The organism is Methylophaga sp. UBA2689 (assembly GCA_002354555.1).
Taxonomy (GTDB): Bacteria; Pseudomonadota; Gammaproteobacteria; order Nitrosococcales; family Methylophagaceae; genus Methylophaga.
Map to the genome: position 1 here is coordinate 19,143 of DELT01000045.1, position 24,696 is coordinate 43,838.

General features: G+C 44.6%; 23 protein-coding genes and 1 pseudogene. 5 read left to right on the top strand and 19 right to left on the bottom strand.

What is annotated here, in order from left to right; genetic code table 11:
- Positions 1-79: 79 nt before the first annotated feature.
- Positions 80-1,435: an MATE family efflux transporter gene (locus B3M51_RS04960; RefSeq protein ID WP_292757255.1), complete on the top strand. Its 1,356-nt coding sequence runs from the start codon at positions 80-82 to the stop codon at positions 1,433-1,435.
- 84 nt (positions 1,436-1,519) lie between these two features.
- Here the strand turns inward: B3M51_RS04960 and B3M51_RS04965 are convergent, their stop codons facing one another.
- The 8 genes from B3M51_RS04965 to rpoE all read right to left on the bottom strand — a co-directional run bounded on the left by B3M51_RS04965 (position 1,520) and on the right by rpoE (position 9,779).
- On the bottom strand, positions 1,520-3,469 hold the full coding sequence (locus tag B3M51_RS04965; protein ID WP_292757257.1) for a TonB-dependent receptor domain-containing protein: 1,950 nt from the start codon (positions 3,467-3,469) through the stop codon (positions 1,520-1,522).
- A 115-nt stretch (positions 3,470-3,584) separates the two neighbouring features.
- The gene (locus B3M51_RS04970; protein ID WP_292757259.1) at positions 3,585-4,934 is read right to left on the bottom strand and encodes a HAMP domain-containing sensor histidine kinase; all 1,350 of its coding nucleotides are present in this window, start codon (positions 4,932-4,934) and stop codon (positions 3,585-3,587) included.
- A complete protein-coding gene (locus B3M51_RS04975; protein ID WP_292480948.1) occupies positions 4,931-5,635 on the bottom strand; it encodes a response regulator transcription factor in 705 nt (234 codons plus the stop codon). Before B3M51_RS04975 ends, B3M51_RS04970 begins: the two co-directional genes overlap by 4 nt.
- Before the next feature lie 167 nt (positions 5,636-5,802).
- Positions 5,803-7,233 carry a DegQ family serine endoprotease gene (locus B3M51_RS04980; protein WP_292480950.1) on the bottom strand — a complete coding sequence of 477 codons (1,431 nt, stop codon included), beginning with the start codon at positions 7,231-7,233 and terminating at the stop codon, positions 5,803-5,805.
- On the bottom strand, positions 7,233-7,655 hold the full coding sequence (locus tag B3M51_RS04985; protein WP_292757262.1) for a SoxR reducing system RseC family protein: 423 nt from the start codon (positions 7,653-7,655) through the stop codon (positions 7,233-7,235). The genes B3M51_RS04980 and B3M51_RS04985 overlap by 1 nt, the downstream gene beginning before the upstream one ends.
- Positions 7,652-8,632: a MucB/RseB C-terminal domain-containing protein gene (locus B3M51_RS04990; RefSeq protein ID WP_292757264.1), complete on the bottom strand. Its 981-nt coding sequence runs from the start codon at positions 8,630-8,632 to the stop codon at positions 7,652-7,654. The genes B3M51_RS04985 and B3M51_RS04990 overlap by 4 nt, the downstream gene beginning before the upstream one ends.
- 2 nt (positions 8,633-8,634) lie before the next feature.
- Positions 8,635-9,201, bottom strand: a complete 567-nt coding sequence (locus tag B3M51_RS04995; RefSeq protein WP_292757266.1) for a sigma-E factor negative regulatory protein — start codon at positions 9,199-9,201, stop codon at positions 8,635-8,637.
- A gap of 2 nt (positions 9,202-9,203) precedes the next feature.
- Positions 9,204-9,779, bottom strand: coding sequence for an RNA polymerase sigma factor RpoE (gene rpoE, locus B3M51_RS05000; RefSeq protein WP_292355489.1), 576 nt, complete (start codon positions 9,777-9,779; stop codon positions 9,204-9,206).
- Positions 9,780-9,907: 128 nt separating this feature from the next.
- On the opposite strand from rpoE, the gene nadB reads away from it, so the two are divergent.
- Positions 9,908-11,509 (top strand): L-aspartate oxidase, encoded by a 1,602-nt coding sequence (gene nadB, locus B3M51_RS05005; RefSeq protein ID WP_292757268.1) that lies wholly within the window; start codon positions 9,908-9,910, stop codon positions 11,507-11,509.
- Here nadB and B3M51_RS05010 read toward each other — a convergent pair.
- Positions 11,484-11,927 (bottom strand): protein YgfX, encoded by a 444-nt coding sequence (locus B3M51_RS05010; protein WP_292757270.1) that lies wholly within the window; start codon positions 11,925-11,927, stop codon positions 11,484-11,486. The two genes, nadB and B3M51_RS05010, sit on opposite strands and share 26 nt — an antisense overlap.
- Positions 11,928-11,997: 70 nt before the next feature.
- Between B3M51_RS05010 and B3M51_RS05015 the strand changes: the two genes are divergently transcribed.
- Complete coding sequence (locus tag B3M51_RS05015) at positions 11,998-12,906, top strand: YgfZ/GcvT domain-containing protein (RefSeq protein WP_292757272.1); 909 nt, start codon at positions 11,998-12,000, stop codon at positions 12,904-12,906.
- A 14-nt stretch (positions 12,907-12,920) separates the two neighbouring features.
- Here B3M51_RS05015 and B3M51_RS14455 read toward each other — a convergent pair.
- The 6 genes and pseudogenes from B3M51_RS14455 to suhB all read right to left on the bottom strand — a co-directional run.
- Positions 12,921-13,001: pseudogene (locus tag B3M51_RS14455) on the bottom strand (helix-turn-helix domain-containing protein); the annotation flags it as partial.
- Positions 13,002-13,018: 17 nt separating this feature from the next.
- On the bottom strand, positions 13,019-14,374 hold the full coding sequence (locus B3M51_RS05020; protein WP_292480965.1) for a sigma-54-dependent transcriptional regulator: 1,356 nt from the start codon (positions 14,372-14,374) through the stop codon (positions 13,019-13,021).
- Positions 14,371-15,966 (bottom strand): sensor histidine kinase, encoded by a 1,596-nt coding sequence (locus B3M51_RS05025; protein WP_292480967.1) that lies wholly within the window; start codon positions 15,964-15,966, stop codon positions 14,371-14,373. Before B3M51_RS05025 ends, B3M51_RS05020 begins: the two co-directional genes overlap by 4 nt.
- Positions 15,966-16,184: a PP0621 family protein gene (locus tag B3M51_RS05030; protein WP_292480969.1), complete on the bottom strand. Its 219-nt coding sequence runs from the start codon at positions 16,182-16,184 to the stop codon at positions 15,966-15,968. The genes B3M51_RS05025 and B3M51_RS05030 overlap by 1 nt, the downstream gene beginning before the upstream one ends.
- Positions 16,185-16,248: 64 nt before the next feature.
- Positions 16,249-18,081, bottom strand: a complete 1,833-nt coding sequence (typA, locus tag B3M51_RS05035) for a translational GTPase TypA (protein ID WP_292480971.1) — start codon at positions 18,079-18,081, stop codon at positions 16,249-16,251.
- A gap of 64 nt (positions 18,082-18,145) precedes the next feature.
- A complete protein-coding gene (gene suhB / locus B3M51_RS05040; protein ID WP_292480973.1) occupies positions 18,146-18,940 on the bottom strand; it encodes an inositol-1-monophosphatase in 795 nt (264 codons plus the stop codon).
- Between the two features lie 223 nt (positions 18,941-19,163).
- Between suhB and B3M51_RS05045 the strand changes: the two genes are divergently transcribed.
- Positions 19,164-19,463: an Lpp/OprI family alanine-zipper lipoprotein gene (locus tag B3M51_RS05045; protein ID WP_292480975.1), complete on the top strand. Its 300-nt coding sequence runs from the start codon at positions 19,164-19,166 to the stop codon at positions 19,461-19,463.
- A gap of 85 nt (positions 19,464-19,548) precedes the next feature.
- Here the strand turns inward: B3M51_RS05045 and B3M51_RS05050 are convergent, their stop codons facing one another.
- The gene (locus B3M51_RS05050; protein WP_292757275.1) at positions 19,549-20,712 is read right to left on the bottom strand and encodes a L,D-transpeptidase family protein; all 1,164 of its coding nucleotides are present in this window, start codon (positions 20,710-20,712) and stop codon (positions 19,549-19,551) included.
- 313 nt (positions 20,713-21,025) lie between these two features.
- On the opposite strand from B3M51_RS05050, the gene B3M51_RS05055 reads away from it, so the two are divergent.
- On the top strand, positions 21,026-21,808 hold the full coding sequence (locus tag B3M51_RS05055) for an outer membrane protein assembly factor BamD (RefSeq protein WP_292480979.1): 783 nt from the start codon (positions 21,026-21,028) through the stop codon (positions 21,806-21,808).
- A gap of 25 nt (positions 21,809-21,833) precedes the next feature.
- Here the strand turns inward: B3M51_RS05055 and B3M51_RS05060 are convergent, their stop codons facing one another.
- The 3 genes from B3M51_RS05060 to sucD are packed head-to-tail and all read right to left on the bottom strand — an operon-like array spanning position 21,834 to position 24,696.
- Positions 21,834-22,172, bottom strand: a complete 339-nt coding sequence (locus B3M51_RS05060) for a P-II family nitrogen regulator (RefSeq protein WP_292355467.1) — start codon at positions 22,170-22,172, stop codon at positions 21,834-21,836.
- Between the two features lie 8 nt (positions 22,173-22,180).
- Positions 22,181-23,824: an NAD+ synthase gene (locus tag B3M51_RS05065; RefSeq protein ID WP_292757277.1), complete on the bottom strand. Its 1,644-nt coding sequence runs from the start codon at positions 23,822-23,824 to the stop codon at positions 22,181-22,183.
- Positions 23,824-24,696: a succinate--CoA ligase subunit alpha gene (gene sucD / locus B3M51_RS05070; RefSeq protein ID WP_292757279.1), complete on the bottom strand. Its 873-nt coding sequence runs from the start codon at positions 24,694-24,696 to the stop codon at positions 23,824-23,826. Before sucD ends, B3M51_RS05065 begins: the two co-directional genes overlap by 1 nt.

Here is a 24,696-nt window from a genome sequence, read left to right on the forward strand (position 1 = left end):
GAAAAGAGCGCCGCTAAAATAAAAAGAATAATTAGCATTGAGCGCTCACCGACCTTTCTTCTTTGAAAATGGAAACCAAATGCAGGCTAGCAACACCGATAATTACGTCCTCAACGGTCCGATTATTTCCACTTTTCTGAGGTTTGCCATCCCTTCCATTCTGGGCTTGCTGGCCATCACCACTGCCAGCATTGTCGACGGAATTTTCATCGGACAATTTGTCAGTTCGGCGGGCCTGGCTGCGATTACGTTGTTGATTCCCTTTTTTACGCTGATTTTTGCGATTGCTCTGATGTTTTCTATTGGTGGGGCTGTTCGTGCCGGTAGTTATTTAGGGCAAAGCAATATCAAAGCAGCTTCTGCCGTGTTCAGTAAATGTCTGATAAGTATTTTAGTCGTTAGTCTGCTGTTTATGAGTTTTTCACTCATTTTGGATCGACAAATATTAACGCTATTGGGTGCGCCGAAAGAATTGGTTACGTTGGTTCTGCCTTATTTTCATATTATTTGTGTTGTACTGGTTCTGCAGGTGACCAGTATGGTCCTGTATTACTTTATTCGACTGGATAACCGTCAAAAACTGGGGACATTCGCTTTGGTTGCCGGGGCGTTAATAAATATTGCGCTTGATGCGCTATTCATTATCAGCCTGGAAATGGGGTTAAAAGGTGCGGCTATGGCAACTCTAGCTGCCCAGATCGTACAGATGCTTATCCTTTCAACGTATTTTCTCAGCAAAAAAAGACGTTTAAGGCTGCTTTTGCGACCGGGAAACTGGTCGGAAGTGGTTAAAGTCGCTTACAACGGTCTATCTGAATTTGTAAATGAGCTTTCCGGCGGTATGGTGATTTTATTGCTTAACTGGCTACTTATTATCCATCAGGGAGTCAGTGGTTTAGCGGCGTTTGCAGTGATTAACTATCTTATTTTCATCAGTCTGATGATTTATTATGGTATAGCAGATGCTCTGCATTTGTTAATCAGCCAAAATCATGGGGCTGCTCAGGCAAAGCGGATTCGAGATTTTTTGATCACTGCTATGGTAATAGTACTGAGCTTATCCCTGTCGATAATCAGTGTTTTGCTTCTTTATCCGGAATGGTTGATTCAATTATTTTTGCAGGATGACGCCGTGGAAAGCCAGCAATTATCTGCTCAGTTCATTTTGTTGGTTTGGCCGTTATTTGTTGTCAATGGACTGAATGTCACGTTATCGGTGTATTTAACCGCTATGCAAAAGCCGCTGCCATCTATGCTGGTTGCTTTAACTCGGGGCTTAGTACTGCCTGCAGCTTTATTATTACTATTTGTCGCATTGCTACCAGACAAACAGTTTCTTATTGCCCTTCCGCTGGCAGAGTGGCTGACATTTATCTTTGCTCTGGTACTTTGCTGGAAATATTCTCCCAGCAATATTATTGAGAAAAAAAGGTAACCTGAATATGAAAAAAAGCCGGATGTCATTGCAACATCCGGCCAAAGCTCATCAAGCATTTTCAGGGGAAGACTGCTTGGCGAATTAGAATTGCCAGGCCACGCTCAGACGAACATCACGTCCGGGTTCGTTGTAACCACTCAGGATTCCTTCATAATTCGCAACACTTGAATGATCCAGATAATCCTTGTCTAAAACGTTACGCAGCGCCAGGCCGATTCGAACATCCTCAGTTGTTGACGGGGTCCACTGAACGTATAAATCATGTACACCAAAACCGGGTTGATCAACTTCGCCCAATGAAGATTCAACGTTGTCACGCCCTTTTACAAACCGGGCATTCCAACCAAAATTCCATTGCGGATCATACTGGTAGTCCATAGACACTATTACTGTATCGCGAACGGTATTTGCTATGCCATTGTGGTCATAGGCATTCGCCTCAACGCCATCAACTTCAGCATCATTGTAATGATAGCTAAGTCGCGCCATTACACTTTTCCATCGATGCCCTACTTCAAGAATATAGCCATCCGAATCCAGATCGCCGATATTATCGAAGAGATTTCTATTGCTCGGAGAAACCCCGATAACATCCTGAATTTCACTTCTGTAGGCCTTGGCAGAACCAAACCAGGAAATGGATTCATAAGCCACACCAAATTCAATATTTTCGGCTTTCTCTGGTTTTAAATCAACGGCGTTGCTGGTGAACCCAACTTTAAAAGCATCTTGTGCCAGAGGCCCTTTAAAGGCTTCTGCATAAGAAGCAAAAGCACTGAAATTTTCTGTGAAGTGAAAATTCAAACCAATGTTATGACTTACATCGTCCTCACTGTATTGAGTATTAGCAAATTCATTTTCTAACTCATAATCGTCATACCGCATACCGCCACTTAACAATAATGCGTCTGTTATGTAAATATCGTCCTGAATATAAATACCTTTGACTTTGGAATCATCCTTAGCACTTTCGCTTACGCCATCAGCTATCGTCTTATCCTCACGATAGTCCACCCCATAAGTAACATTATGCATACCTAAAATGGACGTATTACGTAAATCAAAACCTGTACTCTCACCAGTACCGGTAAAAGGTCCAAACCGGCCATTTTGAAACATTTCTGTTTCTGTATCATATAAGGTTAAAGCCAAATCCAGATAAGGGTTATTAATGGGATTTAACGTATAGTTAAGCGTAATGGTTTCACGCTCACTTTCTATTGGATAAAGCGGATTGAACCCTGCAACTCTCCATTGAGGACGCTGAGATCTTTCACCTTCATCTTCACGTTTTTCAAAACTCAGGCGAAGGGTCTGGCTATCGGTTAAATGACCGACCACTTTAGCAAACAAATACTCCTGATCAGCCTCAGTGCCCAACATTTCATCGCCATTACCATCTTCGTAGTTATCTACATCTGCTTGAGTATAAGAAACCATCGCACTCCAATCATCGGTCAGACGGCCAAATAAGCTGGTGTTGGTTTTAAAGCTATCGGTATTGCTGGAAAACATGCCTTTTACTAGACCACCAAACTGGTCACCTGGCTTCAACATATCTTCGGGATCTTTAGTAGTAAATTTAACTGAACCGCCCAAAGCACCTGGACCAGATAACGCATTCCCTGCTCCAGCGTTTACCTCAACACGCTTAAGTAATTCTGGTTCAATGCTGATCCGCCCAGCATGATGGAATTGACGTGTTGCCTGTTGGGCACCATCAATAGTTATGTTGAGTAATTGATCCTCTACACCACGGATATAAAGTTTTTGAGCAAAACCCGGTCCACCACCGATAGTAACTTCTGGTGATTGGCTGAATAAATCCTGCAGATCATTTGCTTGAATTTTTTCAATTTGCTCTGCAGTGACGCTATTGGTCTCTGGGGTAATAGTATTACCAGTAACTTTTACAGTATCGAGCTGGATACTTTCATTTTCTGCGGCCCAGGCAACCTGACCTGATAAAGCATAAGCTATTGCCAATGTTAAAATCGTCGGACGACCTACAATACTCCGTTTTATACTCACATCAACCTCGCGAATAATAATCATTATCAAATAGAACAGATTCGCATTCTAGTCAGTGTGAACGGAGATTAAAACCAAATTTACAATTGTTACAAATATCCGGTAGCTGGTTTTGTTAAATTTGTTTGGTTAAGGGCAATTGCATGATCATTGTTAAACCGCCGTGCTCATTTATTTCTGCCCATAACTTTCCACCTGTAGCTTCAACTTGTCGCCGAGCCAGCGCCAAGCCCACACCAAACCCTTTATGAACGATGGAAGTGAGAGTGTTTAAACGAAAAAACGGTTTGAAAATATTCTGCAGGTGCTCTCTGGGTACACCAGGCCCTTGATCATCAATCTGCAGATCAAAACGGTCTGGATACTTTTTCAGCGATAAGCTGACAGTTCCGTGTTGTGGAGTATGCGAAAGTGCATTACGTAAGATATTTTCAATCGCATGTCCTAAGGCTCGGTCACTGCTTTGCTGCAGATAAGCTGTTTCTGGTATTTGTAGGGTAATCACCTGTCCGGGGAATTCAAATCGTGCATTCTCCACAATACTGTCAATCAAATCTGTCAGGTCCAAAGATTCATTACGTAATGCGGGACGCTCATTTTCCAACCATGCAAGTGTTAAAGCATCTTCCACCATTTCACGCATTTGCTGGCATTCATCACGGATACGCTGCAGTGATTCATCGTCTGGAGTGGATTGTTCAGCAATACTTAATGCCAGTTCAACGCGCGTTAATGGTGTTCTTAATTCATGAGATAAATCTGATGTCAGATGACGTTGCGTCTGGATTTGTGTACCAATTCTTTCTGCCATACTGTCAAAGGTACTGGCCAAGACCGCTATTTCATCATTCCGTTTGCCAAGGTCATCGCGCACTCTTACTTGATAATCACCATCACTGAATTGCTTAGTGGCGGTCTCGAGCTGCCTTAATGGGGACATGACATGCCGGTAAATCACCACACTCAAGATAGCCAGCAATAGCATTGGTAAAGCAATTTGTAATAACAGGCTGGTGTAGGTCCAATAGCCTCCGGGACGCATACGCTGCGGCAGTCTTATCAGGAAATGGGTGTGACCATCTGCAAAGGTAATATCCATAATTGGATTTTGGGCAAAATAAAGATGGATCTTCCAGCTGACATCTCTTCCCAATGCAAAATTTTCTACAAAATAGTCATCCATCTCACTACCTGCCAGTGGTGTGAGCTGTGAACGGATCAGTGCAACCCAAGTGTCTTCATGCTGCTTTATATATCTGATCCAACCTGCCAGTTTTTTATCTTCTCCTTGCAGATAAAGCATTTCAGCATGTCTTGCATAATCAATTAACTGTTGCTGATCCTGTTTATCAATAAAACTCATATGCTGCTCGGTTTGCAGGATCAAATGATGGATTATCCAGAACAAGGCAATTGTGCCGACCGTAATAGTCAGGGACAGTTTCCACAACAAACGTCGCTTCATAACAGAATATAGCCAGCCCCATGGACTGTTTGCAGGCGATCAACCGGCATACCGACATCGATTAATTTTCGCCGGACCCGACTCATATGCATATCAAGGCTTCGATCATAACGACTGAAGTCGCGTTCCATTACCAGACGATAGAGCTGTGGTTTACTGAGCAGATGGTTAGCGTGCTGCATTAGTGTCCACAATAATTTGAACTGGATAGGTGTCAGCTGCACCGCATGCTCATGAAAAAAAACCTGCTGTTTCTGCCGATCCAGCATCAAACCATCGTTTTGTAAAACAGATCCACTCAAATGTTGAAGTTTGGTGGGACTTGCTCTTCTGATGATTGCCTCAATGCGGAGCACCAACTCAGTGAAATTAAATGGTTTTGCTAAATAATCATCTGCTCCATTTTTAAAACCCAGAATGCGTTCTTCTTCAGCACCGTGGGCGGTGAGAATAATGACAGGCGTCTGATGAGTTTGTCGCAATGTATTTAAAACAGAATAACCATCTCGTTCAGGAAGACTTATATCAAGCAGAATCAGGTCGTAATCATCACGGACTGCAGTAAGTAATCCCTCTTCGCCATTAAAACACTGAGTAACAATAAAACACTGTTTTTCCAGCAGCTGTTTTAGCTGATGATTCAACACCAAATCGTCTTCAATAATCAGAATACTGGTGGAGGCTTTATTTTGGTTGGACATGTAATACAAAACTTTCTATCTAGATGATAATAATTATCATTAATGATAAATCAAAAGTCACTCAATAAGAAATTTTTGTTTTTCAGTCCATCTATTGAAAAAAAAAGCAGCTGATGGAATCCATCAGCTGCTTTTGAGGTATCTACCCAGAATTATTTTATTAAAATCTATTCTGGAATTTTTAGCGCCAGGAACTGTGATGCACCAGAACGCTGAACCAAGACCGGTATCGCTTTATTGGTAGGTAACTGTTCAGCCAGATCAATAAATTGTTTTGCATCGACAATCTTTTGATTGTTTATGCTCAGCAATATGTCTCCAGGGACAATACCAGCTTGTGCCGCTGGGCCTGATTCAATTTTCTTGACTGTCACACCGGATTGATTAGGTCCTAACTCGGCACGTTGCTCAGCTGTCAGGTCGGTGACTTCAATTGCCAGCCGACTATTGTGAAACTCACCTGTACGAGGCGTTGTACCACTGGCAACTTGATCATCTTCAGGTAATTCTTCCACGACCACCGAGAGTGTCATTTTTTTGTTATTACGCATGATTTCGGCTGTGGAATTTTTACCGATTTCGGTACGACCGACAATTGGCGGTAAATCTGATGAACTATCTACAATGCGATCATTAAACTTGAGAATCACATCACCCGCTTCGAACCCAGCTTTCTCTGCAGGACTTCCAGCAACAACTCTGGATACTAAGGCACCACGCGGTTTGCTTAACCCAAAGGATTCTGCCAGTTCACGTGTAACATCCTGGATGACAACACCTAACCAGCCGCGACTCACATAGCCTTGCTCTTTAATCTGCTCGACCACATTCATCACAGTATCAACCGGAATAGCGAATGAAACCCCCATAAATCCACCAGTGCGGCTGTAAATTTGTGAATTTATACCAACAACCTCACCATCCAGGTTAAATAAGGGACCTCCAGAGTTACCTGGATTGATTGCTACGTCCGTTTGAATAAATGGCACATAGCTATCACTTGGCAGGCTACGACCCAATGCACTGACAATACCGGCTGTAGCCGAATAATCAAATCCAAATGGTGAACCAATTGCCAACACCCACTCGCCAACTTGTAAATCGTTGGAGTCGCCGAGTTTAACGGCTTTCAGATCCATGCCTTCGGCATCAACTTTCAACAAAGCAACATCACTGCGTTCGTCGCTTCCTAATAATTCTGCCACCAGTTCAGTACGATCGCTGAAACGGACAATTATTTCATCAGCGTCTTTAATAACGTGATGATTTGTCAGAATAAATCCATCCTCTGAAAGAACAAAACCTGACCCCAGTGAATTTGGTTGGGGGGCACGTGGTTGTGAAGGGTCACCAAAGAAACGTTTAAAAAAATCATCAAATGGTGTTCCTTCAGGCATTTCCATGCCTGGTGGAAGTTGTTGTGATGAGGCCATTTCTTTTGGCTTGCTTGTGGTACTTATATTAACGACCGCATCGCCATTTTCAGCCACCAGTTCAGTAAACTCGGGTAAACCACCCCTTGCCTGAACAGCTGAGCTCAACATTAACCACATAAGCAATGCCATAATCATTGCGCCTGTTGTTTTGTATTGCGTCATTATTTTTCCTCTAAGATTTGAGTTTCTATGGCTATTTTCTGATTTTTGAGTCGAGTTTTGACCCAATAAAAGCCAAACATCAGACCAGCCAATCCGCCAATAATTTCCAGCAATTCATTTGCAAAAATAAACCGACTGATGACTGCGCCCATAAACATAAACAAAATAGGTAACAGATACATCATGAAAGCACCATGTAAAAGTGCTTCTTCAGGAATAGAGACATTCATTTTCTGGCCAGGTTCTACAGCTTGTCTCTTGGGTACGGCAATCGTCGAAAAACGTCGTCCTACATGTTCACTTAACAGGCCAGTACCACAGCCTTTTTTCACCTGGCATTTATCACAGGTGGATTGTCTTTCAGCCTGCAACCAGATAGTTGACTCATCTGAACGTAAAACAGTAGCTTTTTGTTCAATCATCTTGGTTCCGGACCAGCATACTCAATTGCCGCACCAATTTTTTCGACTGTCACAGCAGGTACTTCACCAACCACTGTTATAAAATGCGCGTGTATTACACTGCCAAAGGCGTTTACTGCCCCCATATGAGAGCCACCGTGAAAATGGTTATGTTGGGCACGTATTTTTTCTATAAACACTGAGACAGAGCTTAAGCCGTCGCTGTAGACCCGCTGCTCAACATGGGCGCCATTGTTAGCACGCAGGCGGTTTTGATGGGCAACCAATGTAAAACCGTCTGGCAACCACTTAGCCTGCCAGTGAGAAAAAGCCACTAAATCCTGGGTAGTCATTTCACCGGGCTCGGTACGATGCCAAATCATTTCGTTGCCCGACATCTGCGGTGCCAGCTCAGCGTCTGCTATTTCAATTCCAGTTTCGATATCAGTAAATTCAAAGGTTTCCAATACCTCATTGTTTTCACCGATTAATTCTGATTTGAGTAATAAATCAGTTTCTTTATCCATCCACAGTCGATAGCCATATCGATAACTATCAACCGGCTTAATATCAAGTCGCTGCGTTAATTTACCGGCAATGCGGTCTTCTACACCCAGTTTTAATTCATAAAACGGAGTCGCGGAACGCAGTCTCCGAGGAAGATCACTGGGAAATCCCCGACCTAAAGGTCTTTGGCTAACGTTAACCTGCTTCCCGTCAGGATTGATGCAGGTAACCGTATCATTTGAACGGAGGACTTCACGAGCTGAACCATTAAGTGAAACCAGTCTTTCAGATTCATTGCCATTATCATTACGATGATAAATACGCACTGACTGAAAAGTATTACCGCTTTGGTAGGCAAAAACGCCTTCATAGTTGAGTTGCTTTGCTGCCTGGCTCATTCGCTCGAGTAATTCTATCGAAGCGGATTCTGCCTGAACTACTGGAACAAATAACACCAGCAATGCAACGCAAAAACGAAATCGCTGGAACATTCTTATTGCTCCGTGCCATAAGAAACGACACGACCGTAAGAAAACATGCCTGATGTGCCGACATATTCATTATGATCCACCAGATAATTATTGAGCCTGTCTTCAATTTCCGGTTCAGCGACTGTCCAGCGATTTGATTGACTAACCAGCGTCGCTGGTGATTCATTCGCCACTACGCTGGCTACGGGCAAATTGTCGAATCCGTTTTGTTGCTGAAAAACGCCGACCACTGCAAGTGCCCCCACGGAGGCAGCCATCGCCAGACCTGTTGCTTGTTTCCAGAAGTTTTTAGGAAAACGTAATAATTTTGCGGTTGATTTATTTTGAGAATCAATTGAATAAACCGGTTCAGCCGCCAGCGCAGCAGAAATGCGCGATGTTAGCTCTAACGGTGCTTGTGTAATGCTACGCGTATATCCATGCAGGATATCGCTTGCCTGCTGGAATCGCATAAATGCTTCGCGGGCGCCGCTATCATTGTTAATTAATTCCAACGCCTGTTCGAGTTCACTACCGGTCAGCTGGCCATCAACCAAAGCAGACACTAATTCGAGATGATTAATTGCCATTGTTATTCCTCTTCACCCATCACTGACTTAACTTGTTTATCGATAGCTTCCCTAGCCCTGAATATTCTTGAACGGACGGTACCAATCGGACAGTCCATCGCTTCCGCGATTTCTTCGTAACTCATACCTTCAAATTCTCGCAACTTGATAGCTGTAGCGGTATCTTCCGGCAAATCTTCAATTGCTTGCTGGATAGCCTCTTCCAACTCTACACACATGAGACTGTTTTCAGGGGTCTCAAATTCCTTAAGTTCGGGTGCATCGTAATAATTTGTTGCATCCATAGCATCGACATCACTCATAGGTGGTCGACGCGAACTGGCAGTAAGATGATTTTTAGAGGTATTGATAGCGATACGATAAAGCCACGTATAGAACGCACTGTCCCCGCGAAAGTTCGGCAACGCACGATAAGCTTTAATAAAAGCTTCCTGCGCTACATCCATTGCTTCAACTGGGTCATGCACAAATCCGGTTATCACATGTATGATTCGCTGTTGGTACTTCATTATCAGCAGATCAAACGCCTTTTTGTCGCCCGCCTGTACCCGCTGAACTAATTCCTGATCCACGTTCATTTATTTATCCGGCCTACTCCGACAAGCCGGAGACAATTTCTGTTTAATGCTAGATTGACCAATGTCATTTATTTTTGTTCCACAATCAGTGCACAATAATTGTTGGCATTCTACCTTTAACAGGACCCATGACGACAACTCATCATTTTGATCTGCTGATTATCGGCAGCGGAACAGCAGGTCTGACCCTGGCTTTAAAGATGGCAGACAAGGCCCGTGTTGCCGTTCTATCCAAAAGCCAGCTTGAGGAAGGTGCTTCGCTTTATGCTCAAGGCGGCATATCAGTTGTACTCGATAAAGCCGATTCTTTGCAATCCCATATTGATGATACTTTGCGCGCAGGCGGCGGATTATGCGATGAAGATGTCGTACGTTTTACCGTTGAACATGCGCGGGAAAGTGTCGAGTGGCTGATTGAACAGGGTGTTTCTTTTACCCGAGATGATATGACCACCGAGACTTATCATCTGACTCAGGAAGGTGGTCACAGTCATCGACGGGTGATTCATTCGGCTGATGCAACCGGTCGGGCGGTGGAAACAACTCTGCTGGATAAAGCCAAGGCGCATCCGAATATTTCGTTATTTCCTTATCATATCGGTATTGATCTGATTACTGCGCACAAACATCTTGCCACTGAAGAGAATAGTTGCCTGGGCTGTTATGTGCTGGATATCAAAAAAGATCAACCCAAAACCTTTTTGGCCCCTGTCACTGTGCTCGCCACGGGAGGTGCCGGAAAAGTGTATTTATATACCAGTAATCCAGACGTATCGACCGGCGATGGAATTGCCATGGGCTGGCGTGCCGGCTGTCGAATCGCCAATATGGAATTTATCCAGTTTCACCCAACCTGCTTATTTCATCCTAAAGCCAAATCTTTTCTAATTTCTGAAGCTTTGCGCGGTGAAGGTGCCACATTAAAATTAGCTGATGGCACACGGTTTATGCCGGCGTTTCACCCTCAGGCTGAACTGGCGCCAAGAGATATAGTGGCACGCGCAATAGATCATGAAATGAAACGTCTCGGTCAGGATTGTGTTTATCTCGATATCAGTCATCAGTCCAAAGAATTTATTACCACGCATTTTCCTACTATCTATAAACGCTGCCTAAAGTTCGGTGTGGATATGGCGAAAGAACCGATTCCGGTGGTACCTGCGGCACATTACACCTGTGGCGGCGTTATGACCGATATGCGAGGAAGAACAGATATTGATGGTCTGTATGCGATAGGCGAAACTGCTCATACCGGTTTGCATGGTGCCAATCGAATGGCCAGTAATTCATTACTGGAATGTCTGGTATTTGCCGATGCAGCAGCACGCGACATTTTGAATCGACCCAAAATAACAATGCCTGATGATATTCCGCATTGGGACGAAAGCCGTGTGCACCCTGCCAAGGAGGCTGTTGCGATAAGCCATAACTGGGATGAACTACGTCGTTTCATGTGGGATTACGTAGGCATTGTTCGCAGTACTCAGCGACTTAATCGCGCCCGCCAGCGTTTGTACCTGTTACAACAGGAAATTGATGAGTTTTACAGTCAGCACCATATCAGTAATGATTTGCTCGAATTACGTAATCTGGCTGATGTGGCGGAGTTGATTATTGAATCAGCACTGCAGCGCAAGGAAAGTCGTGGGCTGCATTACACGCTTGATTATCCGGAAACATCGGACATAACCGCCAGTAACAGTATTATTGCTGGAAAAAAGCCAACCTGAGCCGCACGCATAATTGTCGAAACTGTTCCTGCTCAACCGAATCTTTCAGAATAAGAATTGAAAGACGTTTTTTGTTAAATGGTTTGAAATGGATAATGACGGCGAAACGGTTGACCCAGGCTGATTCGAGTAATAAATCAGACGTTTTTGAACTGTCGGCATAGCCTATCTGCCAATATTCATTCATGGCGTTTATAAGCGTAACAGGCCGTTTCTTATATTCCCGGAGATAACCCAAGCGACTGATATGAAAAAACTGATTTATAAAAATTCCTGAAATAAACAATATTTTCACAACTGAGCTGATGTTTATTAAAAATATGCTGATTACTGCCAGCATATGCGCCAACAGGCTGTAACTAAGCAAATATCGTGACCGCCCTAATGGCAGATAAAATCCTTTTTCCTGCGTCTTCATCCTTGTTCTCCCAAACTGAGGGCCTGTTACAATTACACGTTACTAATCCTATAAGCTAAAGAGTAAATTCATGACCGCTGACTATCAATCCATTTTGCAACAACAGGCATCAGCTCCATTAGCAAGCAGAAATGATGAAAACCATTACCTGATTCCATTACCTAGTTATGGCGTAATAACGGTAACGGGTGAAGAAGCTGCCGACTTTTTGCAAAATCTACTGACCAATGATGTCAAGCAACTGGAACAACAAGCTTCGCAGATTACGGCTATGTGTAATCCCAAAGGTCGTTTGCTGGCACTTTTTCTGCTGGTTAAAACAGAGCACGGTTATCAGCTGGTATTACCTGAGAGCCAATGTGCTTTTCTGGCACAGCGGCTGCAAATGTTCAAATTACGCAGCAAAGTTGAGATTGAAGACTGCAGCGAAACTCTACAAGTATGCGGGCTGCAGGGTAACGATCCATCGACATCAGCAATCCCTTTACCTTCACAATCTCGCGCTCTGCTGATTGCCACAGCTGACCAGATAACTTCTGATTTGGAAGATCTGATGAGCAAAGGCTGGCAACTTGCTGCAGAAGCCAGCTGGTTTATCACTGAGATTGAAAGCGGAGTTCCGGTAATTTTTCCATCAAGTCGCGAGCTGTTTACCGCACAACAGCTGAACCTGGATTTAATCGGTGGTGTGAGTTTCCGTAAAGGCTGTTACCCGGGACAGGAAGTGGTCGCGCGTTTGCATTATCTTGGGGAACCCAAACGTCGTTTGTTTCAGGCTATAGCCAAAACAGATACTGTGCCTGAAATTGGTGAGACCATTGTTGATAACGAAAAAGCGGTGATTGGCCATGTTGTTAATGCTATCCACGGCGATGAAAACCAGTTATTTCTGCAGCTCAGTTTAAAGCTGGATGGAGCCAATCAGGATTTGTATTTGAATGATGGTAGCGGCATTGAATCGGTGCAGGCTTACGTTTAGGGCTTGTTTATCTCTTAGTCCAAGTCCAGCTTTTTAAGTTTGTAACGTAAAGCCCGGAATGTAATTCCAAGCCGTTTGGCAGCAGCTGTTTTATTCCAGCGGGTCTCATTNNTTAGTCCAAGTCCAGCTTTTTAAGTTTGTAACGTAAAGCCCGGAATGTAATTCCAAGCCGTTTGGCAGCAGCTGTTTTATTCCAGCGGGTCTCATTGAGTGCTTTTTCAATAATGGCCCGCTCCTGCTCTTCCAGATGCGTTTCCAGATCCTGATTCAACACAGGTATCGATAGCTCTGATGTCTGTGGAACAAGTTGGTTTATCTGATTGTTCACTGGCAACATCAGGTCTTCTGCTGTTATCTGGGTTCCCTCGGCCCAGGTCAACGCACGCTCAAGCGTGTTTTCCAGTTCACGTACATTTCCCGGGAAAGGATATTGTTCTAATGAGGCAAGGGCTTCCGGTGTAAGCGCGGTAACCTCTGATTGGGTTTTGCCTGCCAGTTTCAGCAGAATATGCTCTGCTAAAATTGAAATATCGGCTTTGCGTTCCCGTAATGGCGGCACCTGCAATTCAATCACATTCAATCGGTAAAACAAATCCTGGCGGAAAGTGCCTTTATCGACGCACTCTGCCAGGTTTTTATGTGTTGCCGAGAGGATTCGGACATCCACATTTATCTCTTCATGCCCCCCTACCTGGCGAATAGCCTTTTCCTGAATAGCCCGTAACAGTTTTACCTGCATCATCAAGGGCAAATCAGCAACTTCATCCAGAAATAACGTGCCACCATGAGCATGCTGAAATAATCCCTGTTTATCAGCAACTGCGCCGGTAAAGGCGCCTTTTTTATGACCGAAAAACTCACTCTCTACCAGTTCGTTAGGTATCGCCCCACAGTTTACCGGAACAAACGCTTTATCCGATCGTGCGCCGAGATCATGAATCAATCGGGCAACCAACTCCTTACCTGTCCCTGACTCACCACTGATATAAACAGGGGCCTGACTGCGAGCCAGTTTAGCTACCTTGCCTCGTAATTCACGCATCAATTCGGTTTCACCCAATAAACGATCACGTGAACGCCGGTCAATTTTATGTGGCCGATTGGGTGACAACTTTAAAGCCGCATCCACAAGCTCACGTAAAACCTGTAGTTTCAATGGCTTAGAAACAAAATCAAACGCGCCGGATTTTAATGCAGTGACCGCTAAATCCATATTGCCATACGCGGTAATCACGGCAATTGGTAATTCCGGATGACTGATCTGTATTTTTTTCACCAGCTCTAAGCCATCACCATCGGGTAATCGCATATCGGTAAAACATAAATCAAACGATTGCTGTGCCAAAAGTCTTTCTGCTTCAGCGATGCTCTCTGCAGTAACACAGTCTATCGACATGCCTGACAACGTCATGGACAGTAAATCGAGAATGTCCGGCTCATCATCGACAATCAATGCTTGTGGGTTCATTGGATAAACTCTTGTCTTTGCAGTGGAAAACTAATTCTAAAACAGCTGCCAAACTCCGGCAGGTAACTTAATCTTGCGCCATTGGCCTGACATAGCTCCCGGGCCAGATACAACCCCAAACCGGTGCCACCAGTGCGTTCTGAATGAAATGGTTCAAACAGATGTTCCATGGCTTGAGGACTCACACCTGCACCGTTATCAATCACATCTATATGAATATCTTCAGATTGCTGAGTAATACGGATTTCAATGGGCAGTTCCTGTTCTTTATCCGCATAGTGCCATGCATTATCAATCAAATTCCATATTACCTGATGTAATTGCTCTTCATCGGTGCAGATGCGGGCCAAAGGTGCTGATGAGGTCAGTACTATTTGCTGAGACGGGATATGTTTAATTTCACAATATTCATCCACCAGCTTTTCCAGCCAGGGGCTTAAAACCACCACAGTTGGCTCGACATTTTTGCGTCGGCTCATTTCCAGAATGGTTTCAATGATGTTGTTCATCCGAACACTATGCCGTTGGATAATTCCGGTCAGTTTGCTTACAGAATCATCATCGCGCAGGGATTCGGCCAGCAACTCACTGGCATGACTGATAGCGCTTAATGGATTGCGGATCTCATGAGCAATACTGGCTGTTAAGCGTCCTAACGAGGCTAATTTTAATTGCTGTGCCTGTTGTGCCATTGCTGTGGTATTTTCAATAAATACCAGAACTTCACCTGAATCCAACTGGGTTGCACGAGCCAGTAGTTCAGGTAAATCAGCCCGGGCATGAAAAGGTTCAAACGGATCGGGTAGATGCTGCTTCCAGCGCCAGATTTGTTCTGCCAACTCAGGAATATACTGTTTCAGTAAAAATTGTGAAGGGACGTTTTCGATTCCCATAAACTGGGAGGCTGACTGATTACAAAGAGACACCCTGCCCTGCTCATCCAACACTAATACAGCGACCTGCATGCGACTGATAATGTGTTGATTCAGGCTCGCCAGCTTATTCAGATCCAGAGCCTGCTGCTCCGCCAGTAACTGCGATCGCTGCATGGTTCGGGAAAGTAACTGCGCTAAAACGGCGGTAATAAAAAATATCGCCCCCAACATTCCGGCTTGGGCAAAATGGCTTTGACCAAGTCCAATCAATTCCGCATAAACGGCTTCAAGCAAAACCGATAATGTGGCTATAGCCGCAATAAATACCGCCAAACGGCCTGGTATTAAAGCACCACCGGCAACCACGACCACAACCAGTAATGCACCCAATCCACTTTGTAAGCCGCCCGCAGCATGAATAATTAATGCCAGCGCAATGATATCGATAATCAGCTGAATGCTGCATTGCGTGACAAATATCCCCCAGTGTCGACTGGCAAATATCATCAGCAATACAGCGACCATCAGATAACTCAGGCTGACAAAGTGATGTAATAAGGGGTATTTATTACCAATGAAATCTGGGGCTAACTCCAGATAAAAAACAACAAACAGAATCGCTGCGAGAAATAAGCGGTAGCCGGAAAATAAAGTCAGAGCACGCCAGGAAGCCTGATCCTGCTCTGATTTACTGGTGGTAAAGTATTCGCCAGCCATTATTTTTGTTGCTGATAAGCCTCAAGATGCTCTGTAGTACAAAAATAATGCTGATTTTTCTGAATGGCTTCCTGTTCCAGCAAATGCAAACCACATTGTTCACAGCGCACCATTTTTTCGGCTTGTTCGATTTGTCTTTCACTTTTTATCCGCCGGTATAAATTCCGAAAGATTAGATATAACAACAGGCCTATCGCCAGCAGGATTAAAATTCGCATGTTTTACCTCAAAAAAAAGGGCATCCGATATAGGATACCCTTTCTTGTTCAGTTGGCGATACAACTAGCCACGTGAAGCACGCTTGCGCTCATGTTCCAGCAGAAGTTTTTTCCGTACTCTGATGGATTTAGGCGTGACTTCCAGCAATTCATCTTCACCGATAAATTCCAGCGCCTGTTCCAAACTCATACGAATTGGCGGTACCAGAGCAATTGCTTCATCCGTACCAGAAGCACGAACGTTGGTTAGCTGTTTACCTTTCAGGGCATTAACCACCAAATCGTTATCGCGTGAATGAATACCGATAACCATACCTTCATAAACTTCATCACCATGGCCAACAAACATACGGCCACGCTCCTGCAAATTAAAGATAGCAAAGGCAACTGCTTTACCAACGCCATTGGCAATTAACACGCCATTTTGACGTTTACCAAAGGTGCCCGGTTTCACTGGGGCATAATGATCAAATACGCTGTAAATTAATCCTGTACCCTGTGTAGCGGTCAAAAATTCGGTACGAAAGCCAATCAAACCACGTGACGGAATAATAAAGTCGAGACGAACACGACCTTTGCCATCAGGTGCCATATCTTTCAATTCACCACCGCGGGTACCCATTTTTTCCATCACGGTACCTTGATGTGTATCTTCAACATCAATGGTTACCGCTTCGTATGGCTCTTCTTTATTACCATTGATTTCACGAATAATCACTTCTGGACGTGAAACCCCCATTTCAAAACCTTCGCGACGCATATTTTCAATCAAGACTGAAAGATGTAATTCGCCACGACCTGAAACACGGAATTTATCCGGATCTTCTACCAACTGTTCGACTTTTAAGGCCACATTATGGATTAACTCACGATCCAGACGTTCACGGATTTGTCGGGTAGTAACAAACTTACCTTCTTTACCGGCAAACGGGGAGTTGTTGACCTGAAAAGTCATGGTGACGGTAGGTTCGTCCACACTTAGCGGTGGTAATGCTTCAACAGCACTTGGGTCACATAATGTATCAGAAATATTCAGTGGGTCCAGACCGGTAAAAGCAATAATGTCGCCTGCATGCGCTTCTTCTACTTCCTCACGGCGGAGACCCATAAAGCCCATAACCTGCATAACGCGACCATTGCGTTTTTTGCCTTCAGGATCAATTACGGTAACCGGCATATTAGTTTTCACTTTACCGCGCTCGATACGGCCGATACCGATAACACCCACATAGCTATTGTAATCAAGTGAGGTAACCTGCATACGGAAAGGACCTTCAGGGTCAACCGCAGGAGGACTCACTCTATCCACAACCAGTTGGAATAAAGGCGTCATATCACCTTCACGAACTGTATCTTCCATACCGGCAAAACCGTTCAATCCAGAGGCGTAAATTACATCAAAATCCAATTGTTCATCGGTCGCATCCAGATTGGCGAACAGATCAAATGTTTGATCCAAAACCCAACCTGGACGAGCACTTGGTTTATCAATCTTATTGATGACGACAATCGGTTTAAGACCTAACGCCAACGCTTTTTGAGTCACGAAGCGCGTTTGCGGCATCGGACCTTCTGAAGAGTCGACCAGCAACAACACTGAATCCACCATCGACAGAACACGTTCAACTTCGCCACCGAAATCGGCATGGCCTGGTGTATCCACAATATTGATACGGTAGTCATTCCAGCGGATGGCTGTATTTTTGGAAAGGATGGTAATACCACGCTCACGTTCCAAATCATTAGAGTCCATTACCCTTTCCTGCAACTCTTCATGTTCACTGAAGGTACCGGACTGACGCAGCAACTGATCGACCAGGGTTGTTTTACCATGGTCAACATGCGCGATGATGGCTATGTTACGTAGTTTATTTATATCTCTAGAATTATTACTCATAAAATCAGTTCATTAAGGCATGGCTGGCATGCGCTGTTAAAAAATGTCCCGTTGGGGACCACAATCACTTCAGATTATCCACCACAAACGGGGCAATACTTTTTTGCAGATGAGCATGGAGTGATAAATTGCCCGCAACAACGTGCCCTTTATCTAAAACCTTGTCACCACCGGTAAAGTTCGTTACCGAACCACCCGCTTCTTCAACCAACAATTTACCGGCAGCCAAATCCCAGTTTTCCAGGCCTATTTCCCAATAACCATCGACTCGTCCGGCTGCAACATATGCCAGATCGAGAGCTGCGGAACCGGCACGGCGAATATCCGCCACCTTAGGGAAAACCGCGGCAAACATTTGCATATAAGCATCAATATGTTGCGGATATTTGAAAGGGAAGCCGGTAGCAATCAATGCCCCATTGAGATCTTTACGTTTTGTGACGCGCAGACGACGGTCATTCAATTTGGCACCTTCGCCACGGCTGGCAGTAAAAAGTTCATCGCGCATTGGATCGAATACCACAGCATGATCAATTCTGCCTTTGACCATGACACCTATTGATACACAATAATGCGGAAAACCATGCAGATAATTTGTTGTGCCATCCAGCGGATCGATGATCCAGACAACATCATTTTGTCCTGTTTCACCTGACTCTTCAGCCATTATTGCGTGTTCAGGATAGGACTTTTTAATCGTATTAATAATTTCCTGTTCCGCAAGGCGGTCAACATCGGTGACAAAATCATTCAAACCTTTAGCGGTAATTTCCAAATGATCGACGTGTTGTAAAGAGCGCATAATCAGGCTACCTGCCTGACGAGCCGCACGGACGGCTATATTAAGCATCGGATGCATAGAACAAATTTTTCCAGAGCAAAAAAAAGAATGCGACAGAAATAGTAAATACTATTCCCGTCTAAAAAAAGAGAGCATAATTATACCAACTATCGCCACCGGTTCGCAGTTTAAATTTGTGGCAATAGACAGCATAAATATTTCCTGCTAGCCTTTTATCAGGCTTGCATTTACAAACGAAATGGAAATGCTACCAACCCTAGTACACTTTAAGGAGATACAAATGAAATCATTAGCTAAACTGGGCGCCGTTATCTTGCCTTTGGCATTACTGACTGCATGTGCAAACACTGCTGAAATGGAAGCATTAAAAGGTTCAGTTGAATCTGCACAATCTACAGCTGATTCTGCTTTAGTTGCAGCTCGCAACGCGCAAAGTACTGCTGATACTGCACAACGTACTGCTTCTGACGCTGAATTGGCTGCAATGAATGCACAAAAAGCGGCTGAAGATGCACAAGCACAAGTTGATGCTTGCTGTGCAAAAATTGATCGTATGTTCGAAAAAGCAATGAGCAAATAATTTAAACAATTATTTTTTCTAAGCTTAAAAACAGAAAAGCCGGGATTTATCCCGGCTTTTTTGGTTGTGCAGTTTGTAGCTTTATTTAAAACATTTCTTCCGATAAATGCGCAGGCCAAACAGGAATACCTGCAGCAGCCGAAATTTTATCTGCCGCTTCACGCGCAGCTTCTAATGTATCAAATGGACCGACCACCACTTCATCTACAGCCTTATTTTGCAATGGCCAAAATTTGTCCTGCATATTTAAATCTTCTAATGCCTTACGCATTTTTGCTCCGGTTTCCAGCTTTAAGCCGCCGTGAACAAACCAGACATTATCAACGATCTTTTCTTCCTGCTGATTAAGTTGTTTGACCACTCCGTTCGAGGTCATTACCACCTCTTCAGCAAACGGCCAGTCCTGCTCTGATAAGACGGTATCCTGTGCATTCAACACGGCCATCACCATCGGTGTCATATTACCGCTTACCCCGTCATACATTTCAGGTATAGGCTTTTGTGCTTCAAGGAATAGCTTTCCATTTGCTACTGCAGCTTTATATTGTTGATGAATTATATTCACCTGAGTGTTTAAGGATACTAAGCTGTATAAATGCTCGACGTCTTCCGGGTACAAACGGATACAGCCGCTACTCACACGTAACCCGACACCATAGGGTTTAGCCGTTCCATGAATCAGATAGCTTGGGTTGGACAAACGCATTGCCCGTGTACCCAGCGGATTATCAGGACCAGGCGGCACTACCGCCGGCAGGATATCACCAGCTGCAGCATGCTCTTTACGCACTGATTCTGGCGGTGTCCATGAAGGATTTTCACGTTTCTGAATTATCGATAATTTACCTAAGGGAGTATCACGACCTTCGCGACCAATGCCGATGGGGTGCGTCACTATTCTTTGTAATTGATCACCTTTTTTGGGTAGGAAATAATATAAGCGCATTTCCGGAATATTAATGACCACACCTTTTCTCGGCGCGTCTGGAATAATAAAACGGTTGGGAATTAATACCGGTTGATTATCACCGGGTAACCACGGGTCCAGATTTGGATTAGCCTCCACCATGTCGGTATAACCCATATCAAATTTACGACCAATATCCAGTAACGTATCTTCATGTCGGCTGTAGACAATAAGATTGTGCCCAATGACACGCGCTTCTTCATCAGCCAATTCAAACGTTGTAGCGCCGACTGGCAGCATCAACAAACCGCTCGCCAAACCGATAAATAAACGACTAATCATTAAAAACCTATAGAGTTAAGAGTGAATAAACAGCGGCTATTGTACAATGTTCCGCGAAAACTGTTACTACTGGTCTTGCTGGACGAATAAAAAGCCTCAACCCGAAGGGCTGGTGCTATTTTTCCGCCCTACTGTGTTGGAAATGACTTATGTAGAATGACTACATCGCATCATTACCGCCTTGTTGGACAAAAAAAATAGCCTCCAGCAGTGGTGGTTATGAAAGATTAACAGACCCTAGTGATGCTTTGCCCGCCTAAACAGTCTACAATCTCAGGCTGTGATTTTTTTGTTTTGATACAGATAGAAGCCAATGATGAAATACATTCTGCCGTTGTTCCTGTTGCTCACACTTACCGCGTGTTCCTTCTTTTCAGGTAGAGACCCGGTGGTTGCTGAAGAAAGCTGGACAGTAGAGCGCGTTTATGCCGAAGCTAAAGCCGCTCTGAATATTAATGATTACCGAACAGCAATCGAATATTACGAACAACTTGAAGCACGCTTTCCGTTTGGTGAGTATGCGCAGCAAGCTTTACTGGATTCAGCTTATGCGTATTACAAAACAGACGAGCCTGAAACGGCTATCGCCACCCTAGACCGCTTTATGCGAGTGTATCCACTTAACGAAAACATTGATTATGCAATGTATCTGCGTGGTCTGATTAACTTTAACCGTGATATGGGCATTCTGGAAAAATACATTCCTCGCGATGAGACTCAACGGGATCCTGGGTCAGCATTACAGGCACTGCGTGACTTTACTACGCTGGTCAACCGCTTTCCCACCAGCCGCTACAGTGATGATGCAGCTCAACGTGTAGTGTATCTGCGAAATCGTCTGGCACAACATGAATTGCACGTTGCAAGCTATTACATGCGCCGAGCTTCCTACCTGGCAGCGGCCAATCGCGCTAAATATGTTATTGAGAATTATCCACGAACTCCGGCCATGCCCGATGCTCTGGTGGTAATGGCAAAAGCCTATAAGATCCTGGAACTAAATGATTTATCAGAAGATGCTTTACGCGTTCTCGAGGCAAACTACCCGGGACATCCAGGGGTAGCAGAGGTACGTAAGACGACGCTGGTAGATTAACAGCGTCATCTTTGAAATTGATTGTTTAGATAGCGGCTTCGCCATCTTCACCAGTACGGATGCGAATGGCTCGCTCCAACGGTGAAACGAAAATCTTGCCATCGCCGATGCGGCCGGTATGCGCGGCTTTGGTAATTGCTTCAATACAGGCATCCACCTGATCATCTGCCAATACAATTTCCATTTTTACTTTCGGTAAAAAATCCACAACATACTCAGCACCACGATAAAGTTCGGTATGGCCCTTTTGTCTGCCAAAGCCTTTAACTTCGGAAACTGTCATGCCAGTTACTCCGATATCGGACAATGCTTCACGTACATCATCCAGTTTGAACGGTTTGATTATGGCTTCAATTTTTTTCATGTGATTGCCTACTCTATTGTTGATGTTACGGTATACCCTGATGTTATCGGATAGCGACGATCTCTGCCAAATGCTCTTCCAGTAATACGAATTCCCGGAGGAGCTTGCCGCCGTTTATATTCACTACGATCTACCATTTTGATGACCTGTGCAACCGTTTCTGCATCAAATCCCGAAGCGACTAAATCTTCAAAACAGCCATCTTTGGCAATATAGGCTTCCAGGATTTCATCAAGTATTTCATAGGCAGGTAATGAATCCTGATCCAGCTGGTCTGCTGAAAGCTCAGCGGAAGGTGGTCGACTTATGATGCGTTCAGGAATGATCGCCGACAAACTGTTGCGATAGCGTGCAAGCTTATAAACCAGCGTTTTATACACATCCTTTAATGGCGAAAAACCACCCGCCATATCTCCATATAATGTGGAATAACCAACGGCCATTTCACTTTTGTTACCAGTAGAAAGTACCATTGCGCCAGTTTTGTTGGATATTGCCATCAGCAATACACCGCGACAACGCGCCTGAATATTCTCTTCTGTGGCATCAGGCTGGGTACCAGCAAAAACATCTTCCAACTCACGCAGAAAGGTCTGAAACAGATTTTCAATATTAATATTTCGATATTGAACACCCAAGATCGCAGCCATTTCTGCTGCATCATCCAGACTGATTTGTGAGGTATAACGCGATGGCATCATCACTGCCTGTACTCGTTCAGCTCCCAACGCATCGACAGCCAGAGCCATGGTCAATGCAGAGTCAATCCCACCCGATAAACCAATTACGACACCAAGGAAACGGTTTTTTTCAACATAATCACGTAAGCCACAGACTAATGCCTGGTAGACCGTTTCCAGTTCTTCCATCAACGGTTGTTGTGGCCCGCTGAGTTCAATGCCGTGTTCGGTTTTATGAAGTGTTATCGGTACCAAAGCAGTAGCAAACTGAATAGCCTGTATGCATTTTTCGCCCGCGGCATTAACTGCAAATGAGGCACCATCAAATACCAGTTCATCCTGTCCGCCAATCTGGTTCACATATAGAACAGGCACATTATTTTCGCGTGCCCGCTGGCTTACTTCCGCTTCGCGTAACTGGGTTTTATCCTGTTTAAATGGCGAGGCATTGAGATTCATAATGATTTCAGCCCCCGAATCCACCGCTTGTGACGAAGGTTCAATAAACCAGATATCTTCGCAAATGGTCAGGCCAATTTTGAACTGGTTAATATCAATGATGGTTGCCTCACGTCCTTCAATGAAATAGCGTTTTTCATCAAACACACCATAATTTGGCAATTTTTGTTTGAGGTATTGTGCGGTGATTTGTTTTTTGTTGATCACTGAAGCGGCATTAAACAATTCTTTGCCGACTTCACCGAGGGGGTGACCGACAATAATCGTAATATCATCAATTTGCTGACAAAGTGTCTGCAATGCTTTATCGACCCGCTTTAACAATCCGGGTCGCAGTAACAAATCTTCCGGTGGATAACCGGTCAGGCAGAGTTCGGGAAACACAACCAGTTCAGCATCATGCTCTTGCCTTGCTTGCTGGGTGGCCGCAATCACCTTTCTGGTGTTGCCAGCGACATCTCCCACAACCGGATCGATCTGTGCCAGCACTACCCGAAGTTGATTATTGACCATTACTTTTCCATTAGTTGCAGCATGGTTGAACCAATTTCTGCCGGTGAACCTGCAATCGCCACACCGGCTGCTTCCAGCGCTGCGAGTTTGGCTTTGGCTGTACCCTGTCCACCGCTGATAATAGCCCCGGCATGCCCCATACGTTTTCCTGCTGGAGCGGTTAAACCGGCAATATAGGCCGCAACCGGTTTGGTCACATATTGCTTAATGTATTCTGCAGCTTCCTCTTCAGCCTGACCGCCGATTTCTCCGACCATAACAATGCCTTCGGTCAGGGGGTCAGCTTCAAATAACGCCAGACAATCAATAAAGTTCATACCATGTATCGGATCACCACCAATCCCGACACAGGTACTTTGCCCCAGCCCATTCTGGGTAGTCTGATAAACCGCCTCATAGGTCAACGTACCGGAGCGCGAGACAATACCGATTTTGCCTGGCAAATGAATACTGCCAGGCATAATGCCAATTTTACATTCGCCAGGCGTGATCAGACCTGGACAGTTTGGCCCGATTAATCTGGCATCATAGGATTTAAGCGCGTGCTTTACCCGCAACATGTCCAGTACCGGAATACCTTCTGTGATACAGGCAATCACTTTAATGCCGGCGTCTGCTGCTTCGAGTATGGCATCAGCAGCGAATGCCGCCGGCACATAGATCATGCTGGCATCGGCGCCGGTTTCGTTGACGGCTTCATGCACGGTATTAAATACCGGCATATTAAGATGAGTTTGCCCACCTTTACCGGGGGTAACCCCTCCAACGAACTGCGTCCCATAGGCAATAGCCTGTTCAGAATGGAAAGTGCCCTGTTTGCCGGTAAACCCCTGACAGATAACTTTGGTGTCTTTATTAACCAAGATACTCAC